Here is a 19,828-nt window from a genome sequence, read left to right as displayed (position 1 = left end):
GATTAACGTCACCTACTCTCTTGAACGTGGGTCAAAGGCATCCCGTAAGCCATCAGCAAACAGGTTGAAACAAATCATGATCACCATCAACACGATGGCCGGGTACCACATCTGGAAAGGTAAAAACTGGAAGTTCTTTTGCCCATCAGAAATCAAGGTCCCTAGTGAAGCAGTCGGTGGTTGGATCCCAATCCCAATGTAAGAAAGGAAGGCCTCAAAGAAGATGGCGCTGGGGATCGTAAACATTGTCTGAATAATGATGACCGAGCTCATGTTGGGAATTAAATGCCGCATGGCAATCTTCCATGAACTTTCACCTAGCGTACGAGCCGCCAAGATATATTCTTGACTCTTCAAAGTCAACGTTTCGGCCCGAATCAAACGGGCCATCGTCGTCCAACCGGAGATCGCGATCGCCAAAGAAATTGACAACAGTGACCCTTTCATCACGACCAGTAACAAAATCATGTAAACCAAGTTAGGGACGGAAGACAGAATTTCGATAATCCGTTGCAGAATTAAGTCCGTTCGGCCGCCCCGCCAACCTGAAATCAGTCCATACCCGATCCCGACAGTTAAATCAAGCAAGGTGGCAATTAGCGCAACCGCCAGGGAGACACGGGTCCCGGCAATGATCCGTGACAACAGATCACGACCTAAGTAATCCGTGCCCAAAATCCAATATTTGCCAGCAGGTACATGCTGGGCGGTGTAGGCATTAACCCGGCCACCGTCAACACTTTTTGTTCCGTCTAGACCAGGAATATGAACACCTGGAATTTTTGGTGGCAAGTTCGTATATGCGGGTTGCGCGTTATTCGGTTGATGCGGTGAAATCACCGGGCCAATCAAGGCTAACGCGAAGATGACCAATAAAATCCACATTGAGACAAAGGCAATTTTATTTTTCTTTAACCGCCGCCATGCATCCTGCGTGAAAGTCAACGACGGAGCGGCAATTTTTTCATTATCTAGATGATCTTCTTTACCAAGCGGTTCAAATGCATCATCTGGAACATTGACGTTTTCAGCCATTAGCCTTGACCTCCTTGCAGACGAATTCGTGGATCAACAATACCGTAAACAATATCCGTTAATAACAAGACGACCACGAGTAGCACGGAGTACATCATCGTAATCCCCATGATCGTTGGGTAATCGTTAGTCGTAATCGACTTAACAAATTGTTCCCCAATTCCGGGGACGGCGAAGATATTTTCCACCACCAGCGATCCAGTCATCAGGTTAACAGTCAAGGGACCAATTAACGTAATCAATGGGATCAAGGAATTACGCAAAGCATGGTGATAAACCACGCCGGTCTGTGATAACCCCTTGGCCTTCGCTAATTCAATGTAATCGGAGCTCATAACATCGACCATTTCAGTACGGATAAACCGCGCCGTCGTGGCAAAGGGCGAACCTGCTAACGCAATAGTTGGTAGAATCGTGTATGCGAAGTTCCCCCAACCAGCCACGGGGAAGGCCCCAGCTTTAAGGCCAAGATAGTACTGCAACAAAATGGCCAAAACAAAGCTTGGAATGGAAATCATTAAGATTGAAATAATCGTCATCGTACCATCAACCCAGGTGTTGCGGCGAATGGCAGCGATGCCCCCAACGATGATCCCTAATAACACGCCAATAATCATTGCCTGTACCCCTAATTGGAAGGAGGCTGGCATCCGCGTTGCTAAAAGGTAAGACACGGGTTGATTATCAAATTGGAATGAAAGGCCAAAGTTGCCGTGAACCATTCCGGCTAGATAAATTACATATTGTTGCCATACTGGCTTATCTAACCCATACGTGTGATAAATCATTTGAATCTGAGCATGCGAGAGTTTCGACTCGTTACTTAACGGTGTCCCTGGCAACAACTTCATCATGAAGAACGTGATGGTCGCAATCAGAAATAGCGTTAGGAGGAGGTAAAACAAACGCTTCAGTAGGTATTTTGCCATAAACTACTTCCTCACAATCTAACCAAACGAGTAATAATTGCTAGATTTTCAACAAATGAGATTTTGCTGAAAATCATTAACATTTATCTTAAAACAAAACGTGGAGAGAAACCAGAACGAAATGGTCTTTCTCCACGTTGCCCGAAACGGTTAACCCTTTCGGTTCGTGCGAACGTCACCTGATTACTTAACGTCAACGTTCTTGTAGTTCCAGTTAATTCCTGCAGAGTTGTAAATGAGACCCTTAACATAACTCTTGGTCAAGAATGGACCAGAACCTGATGCTGTCCCCCAGTAAAGTGGCACGACCCCAACATCTTTCGTCAAGATCTTTTCAGCATTAACTAAATCGTTGTAACGAGCTTGCTTATTATTAGCGTCCTTACCAGCTGAGTCTTTAACCAAAGTATCATACTCTGCGTTATTCCACTTACCATCATTTTGAGAGTTGTCGGAAGTCATAATCGATGAATAAGTGTATGGATCATTGTAATCAGCGCCCCATAGTGAAACAACAGAGTCAAAGTCGCCAGATTGTGACTTGGCCAACCGATTCTTAAATGGCACATTTTGCAGTGTTACCTTAACGCCTGGTAGCTTTTCAAATTGTGATTGTAAGAATTCGGAATTTGACTTACCTGTTGAGGTATCATCGGCCAGTAAACTAAAGTTCAAACTAGAAATGCCGACTTCTTTTTCCCCTTCTTTAAGTAACTGCTTTGCCTTGGCTAAGTCGTGATCTGTGTAGCCACTAACTTCAGCCTGCTTAGCAAAGTCTTCACCTGTGGATGGGTTCTTGGCAATGTCTGTTGGAATAAAACCAGTAGCTGGCTTTGAGCCGTCTTGTAAGACGTTATCAGTCAATTGCTTGCGGTCAATGGCCAAAGACAAAGCTTGCCGAATTTTTTCGTTCTTGAAGGCTGGTACCTTGGCTTGGTTAAGCTCTAGGTAAGCTGACGTTGAACCAGGATAAAATTTGTAATCTTTACTCTTCTTGTAGTTGGCAACCTGTGAACCAGTCAATTGCGTCTGATCAATTTTACCGGAGTTGTATAAGTTAAGATCCGTGTTAGCTTCCTTAACCACTTGGAAGTTGATGGTTTTCGTCTTAACCGCACTCTTGTCCCAGTAAGTATCGTTCTTAACCCACTTCCACTTAGTGTTGGTCCCTGTCCAACCTTCCATCTTAAATGGACCATTGTAAACTTGGTACTGCGACTTCATCCCATACTTTGAACCATACTTGTCGACCACTTTTTGATCTTGTGGGAAGAAGATTGGGAACCCAAGTAACAATTTGAAGTAAGGAATTGGCTTTTCAAGGGTTACTTCGAGTTTGTACTTGCCGTCTGCCTTAACCCCTAAACTATTTACGGCTGCCTTTTTATCCTGAATAGCAGAAGCATTCTTCACGCCATCAAATAGATAAGCATATTGAGACGCGGTCTTCGGATTATTAGTCCGTCGCCATGAGTAAACGAAATCTTGCGCGGTGACTGTGTCTCCGTTAGACCACTTGGTGTTCTTACGCAAGTTAAACGTCCAGTGCAGCCCGTCTTTAGAAACCGTTGTCTTGGTGGCTAATGCATTTTCAGGCTTCGCATCTTTACCGATGCGATAGATCCCCTCTTGCGTGTTAGCTAGGGCAGTCAATGATGAATTATCTGTCACCTTAGACGTGTCCATACCTGGCAATTCAGCCGTAGTAGCTAAATTTAATGTTCCTTTATGTGAAGATGCACCTTTGCTGCCACACGCTGCTAACGTAATGGCAGAGATGGTGGCAACTGCGCCGAGTGCTAGTACTCTCCGCAACTTCATATCCCCAACTCCTTTTTCAACTGTACATCCACCACAATGAGTGATGTACGCTCCTAGTTAGATCCATTACTCCAGTAATCGACCATGGCCCTCAAGACAAATGATTCAATTTGAAAACCTTAGATTGAATACTAAATGAGAATTTGGTTAATGTCAATCGAGATTCTGCCATTTTTAAAAATCACGTTTGTTATCAGGGTTGAAAAAGGCTCCAAATCATTGTTATATAAGCGATTCGCTTACAACATTACAATCCTATTTCTGGTGATAAAATTAATCATCGATGTCAGAAAACGTTCGTTATTCCTGTGATCTGCGAAAATTTAAAAAGCATTTTTCTCATTTAATCCATGGTTTTTTTCATTTAAGTCAAATTATCTATTCGCTACGCGGGTCAAGTTGACCGTCAGGACTTCATCAGGTGTTGTCTGGTAATCAGCTAAAATCCCCTTAACGATGCCCTGTGAAGGACCGTGAGTGGTGACAGATTGTTCATAATTTTGAATCCAAGTCGCCACAGCATCAAAGCCAAATTCAAAGCCTTCGAAGACCTGCATATATTCTGTAGCACGCGGGTTCGTCGTCACAATCGTAATTTTAGTTACTTGTTGATCAGTAACAACCAAGGTTAGTTTAATAAGTCCGTCATCGTGAACTGTCTGAGTGCCATCTGTCAATTGTTCAGGTAATTTATATTGTGCTAACCGCATATTCTGGTTATACACATCGCGCACATATTGATATGAACCTAATGTTAATGCCATCATAAGGACCTTCCTTTCTTAATTACCGGTATCGTAGCAATTAAGCCCCAGTGGTGCGATTAATTGCCCTCGCTAAATTAACCAAGGCAAGTGGATTGTCGAACTCAACAAAAAACCGCCACTCTCCAAATTTCGAAAAGTGACGATCTAAAATATCAATCAAACTCATTCATTATTTCAACAAAGCTTATTTAACATAAGCTTCCTTATAGTTCCAATTAATTCCGGCTGAGTTGTAGATAATCCCTTTAACGTATGGTCGTTGCAAAAATGGTCCTGATCCGGAAAATGAACCTGTGTAGAGTGGCAAAACGCCATAATCCTTAACTAAGGTTTGGTCGGCCGTGACTAAGTTCTTAAACCGGGCTTCTTTGTTCAATGCATTTTTGCCCGCAGAGTCGGCAACATTCTGGTCATACGTTGCATTCTTCCAAAGACCATCGTTGTAAGTCCCATCAGAAGTGAAGAGGGCAAACGTGTATGGATCGTTGTAATCAGCGCCCCACAGCGTGACAACTGATTGGAAATTGTGATCAGCCGAACGTGTTAGGCGTGTCTTATATGGCACATTATTAACGTCAACTTTGACTCCCGGCAACTTTTCAAATTCGGTTTGCAAGAACTCTGCATTTTTCTTCCCGGTATCAGTATCATCCGCCATTAGGCTGAAGTGTAAATCGGTGATACCAGCTTCTTGCTCACCTTCTTTTAACAATTCTTTGGCCTTAGTTAAATTCTGTGTCAATGCGCCTTTGACCTCAGCTTCACTCGCGAAATCTTCACCGGTGGATGGATCCTTTGCCAACTTAGGTGGTGTAAATGTCTTAGCTGGCTTGGAACCATCTTGTAGCACGTTATTGGTTAACTGTGTCCGACTGATTGCGTAAGATAATGCTGCCCGAATCTTTTGGTTCTTGAAGGCAGGCACTTTGTCTTCGTTCAATTCAACATAGGCCGCCGATGAACCAGGTCGGTAAATATAATTTTTGTTGTTCTTGTATTGAGCGACTTGATCCCCAGTCAACTGGGTCATATCAACTTTCTTGGAGTTATATAGGTTAAGCGCCGTGTTGGATTCTTTAACCACTTGGAAATTAATCTTATCTAGCTTCACGTGCTTCTTATCCCAGTATGTGTTGTTTTTGACCCAACTCCATTTAGAATTCGTCCCCTTGTATCCGGAAACTTTAAAGGGCCCATTGTAAACTTGTGTGGCTGAAGTTTGACCATATTTCTTACCATACTTGTCAATGGCTTTTTGGTCTTGCGGGAAAAAGACTGGAAAGCCGAGTAATAATTTAAAATATGGAATTGGCTTCGATAAAGTAACAGATAATTTATACTTGCCATCAGCTTTAATGCCTAAAGAACTCAGCTTTGCCTTGCCCTTTTGCACAGCATCAGCATTCTTCACCCCTTCAAATAGGTAAGCATATTGAGAACCGGTCTTGGGATTGTTCGTCCGTCGCCATGAGTCTACGAAGTTTTGGGCTGTCACCGTGTCACCATTTGACCACTTGACGCCGTGACGCAAGTTAAATGTCCAATGAAGCCCATCCTTAGACACGGTGGTCTTAGTAGCTAATGCATTCTCAGGCTTTGAGTTCTTGCCAAGCCGATAAATTCCTTCCTGTGTATTTGACAGGGCGGTCAGTGACTCATTATCTGTCGCAATTGACGGATCTAGAGTCGGCATTTCAGCCGGTAACATCAGGTTTAACTGTCCCTTATGCCCCGACGCTCCCTGACTATTCCCACAGGCTGCTAATGTGAATACCGATAACGTTGCTGCCGCACCTAGTGCCAAAATTTTTCCAACTCTCATTCAACCACACTCCTCAACCCTCAACTCAGGCAGTACACCCCTCGCATCAAACTTATGTAACGAAAAGTTGAATTGATATTAGATTAAAATAAAATTAAAGTCAATGTTTTTTTGCTAATTTATTTTTAATCATCCCATCAATAAGCGTTACCATCCCACCGTCATCACGGCCATCATTGGATTCATGCTATACTAAGTACATTAAAATCATTTAGAAACGAGGCAACGTCTATGGCTGAAACAGCTGTTGCACCTAAGGCAGTCATTATCGCTGGTCTAAACACTGGAGATCGCAACTTCGACTATTCGATGGAAGAACTTGCTAATTTAGTGGCTGCCAACCATATGATCGTCAAAGAAGAGGTCCGCCAAAAATTGGATCGGCCACATCCTGGTACTTACTTCGGCAAGGGGAAAGTCGCCGAACTAGCCACAATCGTTGCCAGTGAAGACTTGACGACCATTGTGACTAACGATGAGCTAACCGCTTCGCAAATTCGTAACCTTGAACGGGAAACCAAAGCATCGGTTTTAGATCGAACTGCCCTCATTTTGGATATTTTCGCCAATCGCGCCCAGACACGTGAAGCTAAATTGCAAGTGCAAATCGCGCAATTGCAGTATCAACTTCCCCGCCTCCACACGAGCGTCAATCAACGGCTAGACCAACAGACAGGTGCTGGTGGTGGCGGTGGATTCACTAACCGCGGGGCCGGTGAAACGCAACTGGAAATGGACCGGCGAACGATCAATAACCAAATTAAACACCTGAAAGCAGAATTGGCTGAAATCACTAAGGCTGCCACAACTCAACGCACCCAGCGTGAAAAAAATGGCTTGCCAACGGTCGCCTTAGTTGGTTATACCAATGCCGGCAAATCGACAACCATGAATGGCCTAGTTCGTAAATTCGGCGCTAATGAAGACAAGCAAGTTTTCGAAAAAAACATGTTATTTGCAACCTTGGATACCAGTGTCCGGCAAATCACCCTACCAGATCAAAAACAATTTTTACTGTCAGATACCGTCGGCTTTGTCAGCAAGCTACCACATAACCTAATTGAAGCCTTTCGATCAACCCTAGCGGAGGCTGCCAATGCGGACCTACTCATTCAAGTCGTTGATTTCGCCGATCCAAACAGCGAAGCGATGATGACGACGACTAATGAAACACTGGCGGCAATTGGCGTCACCGATATTCCAATGATCGTTGCGTTTAATAAGGCCGATTTAACGGACGCCAATTATCCGGTTCGAGAAGGCATGCAACTCATATACTCGGCCAAGGATGACGCTTCATTAGATGAACTAATCGCAATAATCCGTGAGCAAATTTTTCAAAACTATCAAACCGTAACGTTGTTGATCCCCTTCGACCAGGGTAATATCCTTAACTTTCTCAATGAAAAGGCACATATTTTGGCCACTGATTACGTCGCTGAAGGAACGAAAATTACGGTTGAATTAACGGATGAATCTGCCAAACGATTTGAAAAATATCGAATCGACTAAGCAACGAACCTAAAAAGCACGTCGCCAAAGCCCACAATTATGGGTCTTTGACGACGTGCTTTTACATTGCAACGCTAAAATTTACCAGCTAAGCGTGCCCATGCCACCGCTTACGTAATTCATTTAGCTGCATTAATAACTGTGCAACGCTTAGTAACAACATAAATTTTCCCAAGAATCCGGGACGCTTTGGGGTTGTTGCTGAAGTAGCATCTGGTTTGGGCTTGAATTTATCTTTTTTCATTTACAATAGCCTCCCAATGAAGTTGTCTGACCAGCTAATCAATTCTTGCCTATCATTATCATACCGATTCTATTTAGGTTCCGTCCAATTTAAAGACCAGGGTCGCGACTTTTATGGAGCGAATTACTGTTATTCACTTCCGATGTAGCTTGCCGACCCCTAACATTCTGTCACCAAAACTTTACACTAACAGTCGGGGATAAAATTAACAACTGTCCGTATGTGTGATCAGCAATGACATCCAAAAACCATGTTTACTACATCAACTGCCAAAAAAGGATTAGCAAACGTCTCTGCTAATCCTAAAATATGGCTATCGCGATAATTTCACGGCTTTGCAGACTGGACCTACTCATCTTAAGTGCAATGTTGCAATCACTTAAGCAGTTGTTCGTCAATTGATCCTCGTTAAGCTTGAAAGCTACGCCATTCGCCGGTCGATATAATTGGCGACAACGGATAAACCATAACAAACCACAAAGTACATCACCGCTAATGCAAGGAACATCGGAATGATGTAATTAGCGTTTTGCCCGTAAATAATCTGCGCATGGAACGTCAAATCTGGCAATACGATGATCGTGGCCAACGATGTATCCTTAATCAAGGAAATAAATTGACTGACCAAAGCCGGAATCATTTTCTTGTAAGCTTGTGGTAAAAGAATGTGTCGCAATGCTTGCCAATAGGTCAACCCATTGGCTCTAGCGCCCTCCATTTGACCAGTTGGAACAGCTTGAATCCCCGAACGAATAATCTCAGCCAGCATGGACGATTCAAAGATCGTCATCGCTAAAATAGTGGCAGGAATAATTTCTGGTTTAAAGCCAAAGTTAGGCAAACCAAAGTAGGTAAAGAAGATAATCAACAATAGTGGCAAATTACGGATCACATCGATCACAAATCCCACAATTGCAGATAAGTACTTGATTTTAGTGTAACGAATAATCCCTAATAGTGAACCAACGATGAAGCTTAAAATGACAGAAATGACTGATACTTCAACGGTTACCCAAAGCCCTTCAAGTAGGTAGCGTAAGTTGATCCATGAATATGCATCGATAAATGATTTCATCGGCTTGCCCCCTACGCTAAGCGTTTTTCTAGATGACGCATGTAATAACTGATTGGCATCGTAATAAACAGATATATCACACCGACAACCATGTAACTATTAATCGTGTCAAATGTCGTTGAAGCAATGTTATTGGCCTGATACATTAAATCAAAGCCAGCTACGAAGGCTAAAACGGATGAATTTTTCACTAAGTTAACAAACTGATTCCCCAATGGCGGAATGACTAACCGAAAGGCTTGGGGCAAGACAACATAACGCATGGCCTGCCAAAAAGTAAGCCCGTTAGCCCGCGCACCTTCCATCTGCCCGGAGTCAACTGACTGAATGCCAGAACGGACCGTTTCAGCAATAAAAGCCGATGTATAAATCGTTAATCCGATTGTACCAGCCGTGAAACCATTTACTTTTACAATATACATCGGAATGACCAAGTAAAAGAAACTCGTGATGACCAACAATGGAATATTACGGAAAACTTCGACGTAAATTCGGGCAATGACTCGAGCTGACTTGCTTTCGGTCACTTGCATAATCGCAAACAAGGAGCCAATGATTAGGCTAAAAAACAGTGCCAAAATGCTTGACAGCAATGTCCAGCCCAGACCAGTAAGAAGTTCGTTCCAGTGCGAAGTTAAAATATTAGCCATTATCGCTCCAACTCCTTGTAGTTAAATCCGGGCACATTCCCGAACCACTTTTTGATCAACGCATTGTATTCGCCATCGGCCTGCATCTCTTTGATAGCCTTATTAATCTCGCGAACAAATGGACGTTGCCCTTTGTTGACCGCGACCCCATATGGTTCTTTGGTAAAGGTCCCGCCAACAACTTTAAATCCAGGATTTTGGACTGCCATTCCATAAAGGATCCCATTATCGGTTGTTAAAGCTTGCCCTTGACCGGCTTTGAGTGAAGTCAATGCCTGCGCGTAGTCTTGTAATTCCAAGACGCGGGCTTTGGGTGCATACTTTTTAATATTTTGAACTGAATTCGCACCAACTACTCCTAACACGGTCATGCCCGGCTTATTTAGATCCCGTACATTCTTGATGTCACTGCCATTAGGCACTAAAAGTGACTGGCCAGCATCAAAATATGAATTGGAAAAATCAACGATTTTCGCCCGTTCAGGCGTAATCGTCATCGTCGCAATGATGGCGTCAATGTTACCATTTTTTAATAGCGGAATCCGAGATTGGGAAGTGACTTGAATAAACTTCGCTTGTCCCTTAGTTCCTAGAATATGTTTGGTGATGTGCTTGGCCATATCAACGTCAAAACCTTTAATCTGGTTATCACGCACATCCATTAAACCAAATAATTTTGTATCAGCCTTCACGCCCCACGTGATTTCATTGGAATGACGATCCAGTTGCAGAATGTCTTTTTGGGCCAACGATTGGCCACACCCGCTCAGACTAACCAGCAACAAACAGAGTGCTGCGGTAAGGGTCGCAAGTTTAAATCGTCTCCTCATGCGTGTCCCCTCCTCAACTAGTGGTTAATAATCTTGCTCAAGAATTGCCGAGCCCGTTCTTCTCGTGGATGATCAAAGAAAGCTTGTGTTTCATCGTCTTCCAAAATTTGTCCATCAGCCATGAAGATAACTCGATTGGCCACTTCACGAGCAAAACCCATTTCATGCGTTACCACTAACATCGTCATACTCGAGTCATTGGCAATCGTCTTCATAACCCCCAACACATCGTCGATCATTTCTGGGTCTAACGCTGAAGTTGGTTCATCAAAGATCAATGCTTTAGGCTGCATCGCTAGTGACCGGGCGATCGCGACCCGTTGCGCTTGTCCCCCAGAAATTTCGGCCGGCATATTGTCTGCTTTGTTAGCTAGACCAACCTGATCCAAGAGCTCCATGGCCAATTTTTTATTTTCAGCTTCATTCTTATGTAACACAATCCGCGGTGCTAACATAATGTTTTCCAGCACGGTTTTATTTTCGTACAAATTAAAATGCTGAAACACCATGCCCACATTCTTACGAATCCGGTTTAAATCCGTTTTTGGATTTGCTAAATCTTGGCCGTTAACGATTAATTGACCACTTTGAATGCGTTCCAGTCCATTAATCGTCCGTGACAAAGTACTCTTCCCGGAACCTGATGGTCCAATCAGCACCACCGTTTCACCAGCTTCAATTGTTAAATTGATGTCCTTTAACGCATGAAAGTCACCGTAGTACTTTTGTACGTCGTGAAATTCAATCATTGACATAATCGGTCCCTCACCCTCAAATATTCTCAATCCTTGGTACTTTCAATGCTTTCACAAGCCGTGTTATTAGTTTAGTCCAAAAGAAGAGGACGTGTCAAAAGGCGACTCGCCTAATTCACGTCCTCGACTAGTTTAATCTTAAGACTATTTTTGCTGCATTAGTGAAATTCTTGCTCGTTACTTGGTGAACCTGTCGCGACTTCATGAAAATTTGCAGCATCTGTCCCGGTTTTCTTCTCTGAAAACGCGACTTCTACTTTAATCGTGTATGGAAGTTGCCGTTCAATCGTGCCTGAACGACCAGCCGTTTTCGCTAAACCACCTTGTAAAACTGCGCTTGCAATGAACAGGTCAAACCGTTGTTGTGCTTGATTAATATCCGACAACCCTACTCGCGTAATTCGGCCGACTGGCAGAGCGGTCATTTGGTTGAGCCCAGCGTAAACTAACAGGTGACCAGCCTCAGATTTGAGGATTGCAAATGGCAATGGAACGCCTTCGCCAATCGCAAATACTGGCTGGTTGCGCGCTGTCGCGGCAGTTAATACTTCCTGATCCGATTGCCCCTCGTAATCCTGTGGTAAAAGGTTGGCATCGTTGAATTGGGCCGCAATCGTCGCTAAATTTTTATGCTGAGCGCCATTCACCGTCACTTTGGCGGGAATAACTTGTTTGTTATCATATAAGCCTGTGGCAGGCGCAAATCGATCCAATTGATCGCGTTGTGTCAATTTATCTTCCTGTTGTTTAAGCCGTTCATCGCCCAACACCTTGGCGATCCGTTCTGACGGGTCCAAAGGGAATCGGCGTTTGAGAAAATAAAAGAAAAAATTGACCGCCGTACAATACATCAAGAATAAAAAGACGAGAATTAACAGTGCACCACGAATATGGCCGCCGTTTTGAATGAAACGAACCCCAATATACAGTAGGTACCAATCACCCAGAAATCCCAGAATTGTATAAATTCGTCCTTTTAACTTCGTATTGACGTTAAAATAACCTAAAAAATGGTTGGCCATGTCTAACAATGATAGCATCTATTCACCTTCTTTGATTGATCTGGCTGATGATTAACGAACGGCCCTCACTGCCCTGTCGTCGTCTGATTATCAGTTGAAGATTGTTGATTTGACTCTTGATTTGCTGGTTTACTCTGACTCGTGGAATTGGCAACACTACTGCTATTCGTTGTGCTTGAAGCATTCGTCTGATCATCATCCGTTGGTTTTGCACTAGAATTTTCTGTCGATGTATCATTACTTGAACGATCCGTGGCCGAATTGGTCGAAGTCTTCTGTTCCGAATTACTTGAAACACTTGTTGAACGTTCACTAACCGAGGGGCTACTCGAGCTAGTGGAATTGTCACTTGTGCGAACGGTTGGGGCCCCCTCTGAAGTATTTGTCACCCGATTGACCACAATATTGGTCGCTGAAAGCGCCAAGATAATCGAGACCACGGCGACCGGTGTAATAAACGGTGGAATTCGATGATCCATAAAAACACCTTCCTTTTCAATCACATCTTCACTGGGTTTTAGTATAAACAAAGACCGCCAATAGTCGTGATTGGCGGTCGTGATTTAGATGTAAATTAAGATTTCAACTCGCTTGTTCGGCGGAACAAGCAGCGCAAAGGCCATAGATCTCAAAGCGATGGCCTTCAATTTGTGCGCCAGGAAGTTGGTTTTCAAAAAAGCTCATATCCAATGGACACATTTCTAATTCCGTGACTCGTCCACACCGCCGACAAACAAAGTGGTGATGATGCATATGTGCAAAATCACACTGAAATTTCACGCGCGCCTGATCCCCATCAACTTGCTGTTCGACCAAGCCCAAATCAACGAACTCTTTGATGTTTCGATAAATTGTAGCATGACTCATACCTGGATATAGTTGCCGCATATAGGCATCTAACGCGGTTACATTCGTATAATAATCCGGTTGTTCAGACAAAAAGGTCAACATTGTGCGACGCTGTTTAGTGATTTTAAAATGGTTTTTTTGTAAAACCGTCACGGCTTCTGTCACATGATCAGTCATGGGCGTCCCTCCCCATTTAAATAGTAACTGTTACCATTAACAGTGTACCAGATTTCAACCTAAAAAGCAGCTACCTTAGTTGGCAATAGCCGCTGTCACAATATCATCAATCTTCACCTTAGTCGTCGCCAAATTGTCATTCACTATCACGTGTGCCACGTTCTTTAAAGCTGACGGTAATGTGAGATCGCGCCGGTATTCAGGGCTGTCCAAACGTTCCTTAAGCATCATGCTATCATCGCCACGCTTCGTCATCCGATCAATGAGATCGGCATCTTGACTGACCGTTAAAAAGATAATCACAGCTTCTTCCCCGAGCTGTTCGGCGTACGTTACCGCTCCCTTCGTATCCAATACAATCGTAATGTATGGATTACTTTCAAAGGCTGCGTCAAGGCCTTCATGAGAAGAGCCATAGCGGTAACCTGCATAAGCAACTTGTTCTAAATAATGATTCTGATCAAATGATTCATCATTTTCAAAATAATAGTCGACCCCATTCATTTCACCCTTGCGTGGGGGCCGCGTTGTGTGTGTGATGACCTTGGGCATATGATAATAATCCCGCAAGTAATCACTAACTGTGGTTTTGCCAGTACCAGTCGCGCCGGTAATGACAAAGACACGCTTTTTCATGTTGTTCCTCCGTTTTTCTCATTAACAGCTTTTAATCATACACCATCCTGAGATTCTTTTGAACTGATCCGAAAATGGAATCTTCGAGTTAGGTCGGCCACTGTAAAAATTGGCATTGCAAAGTGTAGTCTCATCTTCGTCTTGATTTATAAGTCGCCATGGTCCTTCAGTAATAGCCTGCCACAAACTCATGCATTTGTGGCAAAAAGATGATGCCTAGCCGATCGAGTTCAGGTTGGTCGTCAGTGAACAACATTGTAAAAAGTTTAATCTGACATAGTCTAAAATCGTTTTCCTGTTGACTTTGAATTCAAAAAACCGTATATTGATTAACATTAAATGAGATTTATTCTCATACTCCGAGGTAATCAACATGGAAAAAACGCATCTAACTCACAACATGAACATGGCGTTTAGTCTGTTTGGATAGTGCTTGCGCCAGTCAATGGACGTAAGCACGGTAAACTTCCGGTTTACGTCCAGACGACTTATTTTTCAATGTTGAAACTGCCGTTTGGATGAAAAGGACTTTTCTTTCAACCAAACGGTATTTTTGTGTCCGATTAAAATTTAAGGATCAAGCCTACCCGCGGTTGTAAGCACGCATAGACTACGCTGAGGTGATCATATGACAATTTTAGAAAAAATGCGCCAGAAGGAACCATTAACGAACTACTTAGATGCCGATCGACGCTTAGTTAAATCAATGTCGGCCCGTGATTTAATTGCCTTAGGCATCGGTGCTGTCATCGGGACAGGGATTTTTATTTTACCTGGTACTGTCGCCGCCACCAAGGCCGGTCCAGCCATCATCTTGTCCTTTATTGTGGCTGCAATTGTCTGTGGACTGGCCGCCATGTGCTACGCCGAATTTTCGTCGGTACTCCCAATTGCAGGCTCAGCTTATTCCTATGGCAATGTTATTTACGGACAATTTATCGGCTGGCTATTGGGCTGGGCACTCGTGCTTGAATACATGTTATCAGTCGCCGCCGTATCAACCGGTTGGGCCGCTTACTTCAATGCTTTACTTAATGGCTTCGGTCTTCATCTTCCCCATGTGATCACCGGCTCTTTTGATCCGCATCACGGTACTTATGTCAATTTGGTTGCTGTTCTGATCATCTTAATTGTGGCTTGGCTCCTTCATCGAGGGATGAGCACGTCAACGCGGGTCCAAAACGTGATGGTTGTCATCAAAATTATCATTATTTTAGTCTTTGTCCTCGTCGGCTTATTTTATGTTAAGCCTGCCCACTGGCGTCCGTTCTTTCCATACCATGGCGGTGTTTTGGCCGGTGCTTCGGCTGTATTCTTTGCCTTTTTAGGATTTGACGTCGTCGCCGCTTCAGCAGCTGAAGTTAAAAATCCCAAGCGCAACATGCCCATTGGAATTATCGGGACTTTGGTTGTCGCCTCCCTTTTGTACATCGCGGTATCGATTGTTTTAACTGGTATCATTTCATACCGTGACCTAAATGTTGCTGACCCTGTTGCGTTTGCTTTACAAAAAGTTGGTCAAAATTGGGGCGCTGGTCTCGTCTCATTGGGCGCTTTAGCCGGTATGTTTACGATGATGCTTGCGATGATTTACTCATCGTCACGATTAGTCTATGCCATTGGTCGTGACGGCTTATTGCCAAAAAAGTTGAGTCATATCAATGCCCAAACTGGTACGCCAACTAATAGCTTAGTAACGATCACCACGATTATTGCCCTCATGGGTGGCTTAATTCCTCTCGACCAATTGACTAATTTGGTTAACATCGGGACGCTTATCGCCTTTACCTTCGTTTCATTTGGGGTCATCCCGTTACGACACCGTCAAGACATCAACCACGATCATGGATTTAAAGTGCCGTGGTACCCTGTCTTACCAATTGTTTCTGGGCTCACCTGTCTGCTACTCTTGGGACAGTTACCACGAGAAACTTGGCTTGCTTCGGCAATTTGGTTCACTCTAGGAATTGTTTTGTATTTCACTTATGGGATGCGTCACAGTCGTAACTAAAAAATTAATATGACCTATTGTGCTGTTCGACAAGGAATAAAGTCCTTTGTCTAGCCGGTTTCAATAAACCTATTTAAATAGTTTACTCGTAATATGATATTTTAATTAAAATGAGCGTATTGTGTAATGATTAACTAGCTATATATGTAACCCGTTTTACAATTTTTATGGTATTATTATGTCTAGTAAATTTCACACAAGTTATCTAGGTTAGAGGGAGAGACAACATGTCTAAGTCAAAATTATGGTTCAGTTCCGCAATGATGGTGCTTACCTTAGGACTATTGCCAGTCACCGCAGTTAACGCCCAGACTCATGGACCAGGCACTAGCGACAATAACATTAGTTCGACAAAAGTGGGCGAAGGTTTCATTTCAACTGGATCTGATGCTAATTCACAGGCTCAAGCTCGGTCTACGGCAGAGTTTAACGTTCAAGGTGGCGATTTAACATTGGATAGCGTGCCTGACTTTCAATTTGGCAGCGTCAAGACCAGCGCCATTATTACTGGTGATCAAACACTTCACTTGAGTGATAACAACGTTTCAAAGAATGCGGCTAATTTGGACGGTAATAACACTGGTCACTTATCCATCACCGATTACACCGGTTCTAACAACGGTTGGCATGTTGTTGGCGCACTTGGTCAGTTCAAAAACACCACGACTAGCGGTGCTGTTATTGATCAAGCAACCCTTGCCTTATCACCATCGACGGCTACCAGTGACAACAGCCAGACTGCCCAGGCTAACAAAACGACTTTGACAGCTAGTGCTACCGATACGAATTGGGGGACTGATGCCCAAGCAATCTGGACAGCAGCAGCTAACCAAGGTCAAGGGCAGAACACGACCACTTATGTAGATACAAATAACACGTTAACGATTGGTAAACAGACCAATATTGCGGCTGGTACCTACCAAGCAACCCTTTATTGGGCATTACAAAACGTTCCAACTGCTCCGGCGGCGAACTAGTTTATCTTTTAAACGACGACATCATTCGATTGGTCGCCCTACGAAGTCCGTTTTGTCGGTAGCGACAGAACGGACTTTTTATCACGACCCTCGCTTATTTAAGAAAGAGATATTATGACAAACAAGCGTCACTTCTATTTATCATCACTCTTACTAACATTGAGCTTTCTCCTATTCGGTTATGTATCCATGGCCCCAGCGGTTGCAGCTACGCCGGATTCGGGAGCTGGCTTTACGATCAGTCCCCAATTTCCGGCCAACCAAAATTCGCAAACGACAGGCTACTTCGACTTAACCGTCGCGCCAAAAGACACGCAAGAGATCACCGTCAACGTAATCAATACGACTGATCACGCACGAAAACTGCGCGTCCAACCGACAGATGCATGGACTGGCGACAATGGTTTGGTCAACTACACGCCGAATCCGAAAAAGCGACCAGAAACGAAGACGTCCTTTACTAAATTGACTAGTCGCGGAGTCACCGTTGATTTAAACGCTCATGAAGGCAAACCGGTCACTTTCACGACTAAGGTGCCTGCACAAGGTTTTTCTGGACAGATTCTCGGAGGAATTTTTGTGACTGACCCGGCGGTAACTAAAACGACCGGTAAACAAAATTTCAAAATCAATAACCGTTACGCCATGATTATTGGGGTCCTATTGCATCAAGCTAACCGAGCTAAAGTCACTCCCGATTTAAAATTAGCCTCGGTCACCGGCAGTCAAAAGAACCAACGGGCCACAATCTTGGCTACGCTTAAAAATCCACGTCCAGTTTTGTTTGGTAAAATGACGATTCATGCCAAAGTAACCGGCCAAATGCGAACCACGACAACTTTGAAAAACTATGAAGTAGCGCCTAATAGTCGTTTTAACGCTGCCATCGATCTCGGCGAGCGTAAACTCCAGCCTGGTCGCTATCATCTTGACCTAACCGCGAAGTCTGGTCGACACACTTGGCATTTCAAACGCAATTTTACAGTAACAAAAAAGGCGGCAAATCAGGCCAATGAACACATCAAAGTTAAGCAAAACTGGTTATGGTTGTGGATTACACTTGGCGTCTTGGCTGCCGGATTACTCTTGTTTGGTGGTTATTGGCTGGGTCGACGTCGACAAAGAAAGTGAAGGTGATCAACTTGAAACATTTACGATGCCTGATCACGATTTTTTCACTCCTGCTTGGTTCCGCCGGCGCGTTGATGACTGAATCAATTACACCAATCCAAGCTGACAGTTCCTACCCGACTAATGGCACGCCAAGCGGACCACCGTTTCAATTCTTGGGTGGCTATTTAGTCGGGGGCTTTTCCCAACAACCTGCCGACATAAATACAATCTCCGACCAATCCTACAGTCTCACTGTTAATGGCAATCGCGGCTTCTTTGACCCGCTATTTTTGAATAACATCACGTGGTACGAATATGGTGACAATCACAAATGGACCCAGGTCAATCAGACTAACTTGCTGCCAGCTACCTTGACGACTTCAACGCATGTAACCCAAGTGACCACCCGCTATTACCAAGCAGCCCTCAACTACTCTGGATTTTTATCAAGCAAAACATTCTGGTCACAAACAGCTAAGGTCACGATTTCACCACAAGCCGTCAGTGCCACTGATATTAGTGTCGATGCGGCTTCTGATACCTTGCCAAATGGAAATTCAATCAATATGCAGGCCATCTTAACGCCGAGTAATGCTACTGACAAAGTAACCTGGTCTATCGATAACTCAAGTATCGCGTCAATTGATGCCAACGTGGGTACACTGACCGCCAATAGTGATACAAAAAAGTATGGACCAGTTAAAGTCACCGCCACAACAGCCAATGGCCTTTCTGCCAGTAAACAAATGTATGTCGGTGCTTTACAAGACACCGTGGTGCCTGAAGGCCAGACCGCGACGTTTTCGGTTAAGGGCTTTCCAACTGGCAGTTCCATCATCGATTGGCATCAGGTTACTCCTGACGGCACAGATACGATTGCCACCAATCAGCCAAATATATCCGCAGGAACCGGCACGAATCAATTAAAGAATGGCATCTTGACCATTAAAAACACCACCTACGCCCAAAATGACTATCGTTACTACGCTGACATTCAACTTCCTGATGGCAGTCAAAAAGCGACCACGAATTCAGCAACTTTGGAAGTCATCAAAGGTCAAGACCTTTCGTTAGATGCCGTCCCCAATTTTGTTTTTCGTAAATCTGATCAAACGCCGCTGTCAATTAGTGACATCGCTAAGGGCACGACACTGACCGCCTCCAAGACGGTCGACGTCAAGAATCAGACTGGCAATTATGATGGAAATGATCGTAACGCACTGTTTGTCTATGACCCGCGGCCAGCCAGTTCCGGTTGGCGTTTATCAGCTTCCATGTCACCGTTTACCAACTCCCAGACTGGTCAAATTTTCGGTGGTCATGGCGGGCTTGCCACGCTGACGATGATTGACACCACCGGACAAGCGGTTGGCCAATTAGTTGATAATCAAACGAATACGCTCATCAAATCAAATAGTAAGCCAAATCTAACTGCGGATGCCGATCTGAGTCCTAGTACATTAACCCTTCAACCCACGAGTTTGGTCACACCAGGCCAGTATGACGCTACCATCTACTGGACTTTAGCCAACGTGCCAAATCCTTAATAGCCAAAAACGATGAACATCTGACCAAATCTGATCAGACGTTCATCGTTTTTTAA

Annotated in this window: 19 protein-coding genes; 5 read left to right on the top strand and 14 right to left on the bottom strand. The window is 44.0% G+C overall.

The genetic code is table 11. The annotated features are described in order from the left end of the window. Nucleotides 1-12: 12 nt before the first annotated feature. The 5 genes from ACKTR2_RS05170 to ACKTR2_RS05150 form a co-directional block, all read right to left on the bottom strand. Nucleotides 13-1,035: an ABC transporter permease gene (locus tag ACKTR2_RS05170; RefSeq protein ID WP_407883187.1), complete on the bottom strand. Its 1,023-nt coding sequence runs from the start codon at nt 1,033-1,035 to the stop codon at nt 13-15. Further along, nucleotides 1,035-1,964 carry an oligopeptide ABC transporter permease gene (gene opp3b / locus ACKTR2_RS05165; protein WP_407883185.1) on the bottom strand — a complete coding sequence of 310 codons (930 nt, stop codon included), beginning with the start codon at nt 1,962-1,964 and terminating at the stop codon, nt 1,035-1,037. The genes ACKTR2_RS05170 and opp3b overlap by 1 nt, the downstream gene beginning before the upstream one ends. Nucleotides 1,965-2,147: 183 nt before the next feature. After that, nucleotides 2,148-3,785 carry a peptide ABC transporter substrate-binding protein gene (locus ACKTR2_RS05160; protein ID WP_407883183.1) on the bottom strand — a complete coding sequence of 546 codons (1,638 nt, stop codon included), beginning with the start codon at nt 3,783-3,785 and terminating at the stop codon, nt 2,148-2,150. Between the two features lie 374 nt (nt 3,786-4,159). Further along, nucleotides 4,160-4,549, bottom strand: a complete 390-nt coding sequence (locus ACKTR2_RS05155; RefSeq protein WP_407883457.1) for a hypothetical protein — start codon at nt 4,547-4,549, stop codon at nt 4,160-4,162. Nucleotides 4,550-4,736: 187 nt separating this feature from the next. Next, nucleotides 4,737-6,374: a peptide ABC transporter substrate-binding protein gene (locus tag ACKTR2_RS05150; protein ID WP_407883181.1), complete on the bottom strand. Its 1,638-nt coding sequence runs from the start codon at nt 6,372-6,374 to the stop codon at nt 4,737-4,739. Between the two features lie 231 nt (nt 6,375-6,605). Here ACKTR2_RS05150 and hflX point away from each other — a divergent pair, with 231 nt between their 5' ends. After that, a complete protein-coding gene (gene hflX / locus ACKTR2_RS05145; protein ID WP_407883179.1) occupies nt 6,606-7,886 on the top strand; it encodes a GTPase HflX in 1,281 nt (426 codons plus the stop codon). Between the two features lie 88 nt (nt 7,887-7,974). Here hflX and ACKTR2_RS05140 read toward each other — a convergent pair whose 3' ends face one another. From ACKTR2_RS05140 to ACKTR2_RS05100, 9 genes are all read right to left on the bottom strand, one after another. Then, complete coding sequence (locus ACKTR2_RS05140) at nt 7,975-8,130, bottom strand: hypothetical protein (RefSeq protein ID WP_407883177.1); 156 nt, start codon at nt 8,128-8,130, stop codon at nt 7,975-7,977. Between the two features lie 421 nt (nt 8,131-8,551). Then, nucleotides 8,552-9,205: an amino acid ABC transporter permease gene (locus ACKTR2_RS05135; RefSeq protein ID WP_407883175.1), complete on the bottom strand. Its 654-nt coding sequence runs from the start codon at nt 9,203-9,205 to the stop codon at nt 8,552-8,554. Between the two features lie 11 nt (nt 9,206-9,216). After that, a complete protein-coding gene (locus ACKTR2_RS05130; protein ID WP_407883173.1) occupies nt 9,217-9,855 on the bottom strand; it encodes an amino acid ABC transporter permease in 639 nt (212 codons plus the stop codon). Then, the gene (locus tag ACKTR2_RS05125) at nt 9,855-10,685 is read right to left on the bottom strand and encodes a glutamate ABC transporter substrate-binding protein (RefSeq protein ID WP_407883171.1); all 831 of its coding nucleotides are present in this window, start codon (nt 10,683-10,685) and stop codon (nt 9,855-9,857) included. The genes ACKTR2_RS05130 and ACKTR2_RS05125 overlap by 1 nt, the downstream gene beginning before the upstream one ends. Nucleotides 10,686-10,702: 17 nt before the next feature. Then, nucleotides 10,703-11,440: an amino acid ABC transporter ATP-binding protein gene (locus tag ACKTR2_RS05120; protein ID WP_407883169.1), complete on the bottom strand. Its 738-nt coding sequence runs from the start codon at nt 11,438-11,440 to the stop codon at nt 10,703-10,705. Nucleotides 11,441-11,598: 158 nt separating this feature from the next. Beyond that, a complete protein-coding gene (locus ACKTR2_RS05115) occupies nt 11,599-12,480 on the bottom strand; it encodes a DUF6681 family protein (RefSeq protein WP_407883167.1) in 882 nt (293 codons plus the stop codon). Between the two features lie 47 nt (nt 12,481-12,527). Then, nucleotides 12,528-12,941 carry a hypothetical protein gene (locus tag ACKTR2_RS05110; protein ID WP_407883165.1) on the bottom strand — a complete coding sequence of 138 codons (414 nt, stop codon included), beginning with the start codon at nt 12,939-12,941 and terminating at the stop codon, nt 12,528-12,530. 103 nt (nt 12,942-13,044) lie between these two features. Beyond that, nucleotides 13,045-13,488, bottom strand: a complete 444-nt coding sequence (locus tag ACKTR2_RS05105; RefSeq protein WP_407883164.1) for a Fur family transcriptional regulator — start codon at nt 13,486-13,488, stop codon at nt 13,045-13,047. Nucleotides 13,489-13,563: 75 nt separating this feature from the next. Beyond that, nucleotides 13,564-14,124, bottom strand: coding sequence for a guanylate kinase (locus tag ACKTR2_RS05100; RefSeq protein WP_407883162.1), 561 nt, complete (start codon nt 14,122-14,124; stop codon nt 13,564-13,566). 628 nt (nt 14,125-14,752) lie between these two features. Between ACKTR2_RS05100 and ACKTR2_RS05095 the strand changes: the two genes are divergently transcribed. The 4 genes from ACKTR2_RS05095 to ACKTR2_RS05080 all read left to right on the top strand — a co-directional run bounded on the left by ACKTR2_RS05095 (nt 14,753) and on the right by ACKTR2_RS05080 (nt 19,772). After that, complete coding sequence (locus ACKTR2_RS05095) at nt 14,753-16,135, top strand: APC family permease (protein WP_407883160.1); 1,383 nt, start codon at nt 14,753-14,755, stop codon at nt 16,133-16,135. A 227-nt stretch (nt 16,136-16,362) separates the two neighbouring features. Further along, a complete protein-coding gene (locus ACKTR2_RS05090; RefSeq protein ID WP_407883158.1) occupies nt 16,363-17,112 on the top strand; it encodes a WxL domain-containing protein in 750 nt (249 codons plus the stop codon). A 114-nt stretch (nt 17,113-17,226) separates the two neighbouring features. Further along, nucleotides 17,227-18,243 (top strand): DUF916 and DUF3324 domain-containing protein, encoded by a 1,017-nt coding sequence (locus ACKTR2_RS05085; RefSeq protein ID WP_407883156.1) that lies wholly within the window; start codon nt 17,227-17,229, stop codon nt 18,241-18,243. Between the two features lie 11 nt (nt 18,244-18,254). Continuing rightward, the gene (locus ACKTR2_RS05080) at nt 18,255-19,772 is read left to right on the top strand and encodes an Ig-like domain-containing protein (protein ID WP_407883154.1); all 1,518 of its coding nucleotides are present in this window, start codon (nt 18,255-18,257) and stop codon (nt 19,770-19,772) included. Nucleotides 19,773-19,828: the final 56 nt, after the last annotated feature.

The sequence above is a fragment of the Furfurilactobacillus curtus genome (genome assembly GCF_045862785.1).
In the GTDB taxonomy this organism is placed as follows: domain Bacteria; phylum Bacillota; class Bacilli; order Lactobacillales; family Lactobacillaceae; genus Furfurilactobacillus; species Furfurilactobacillus curtus.
The sequence above is the reverse complement of the archived record's forward strand: the minus strand, read 5'-3'. Positions and strand labels throughout refer to the sequence as shown.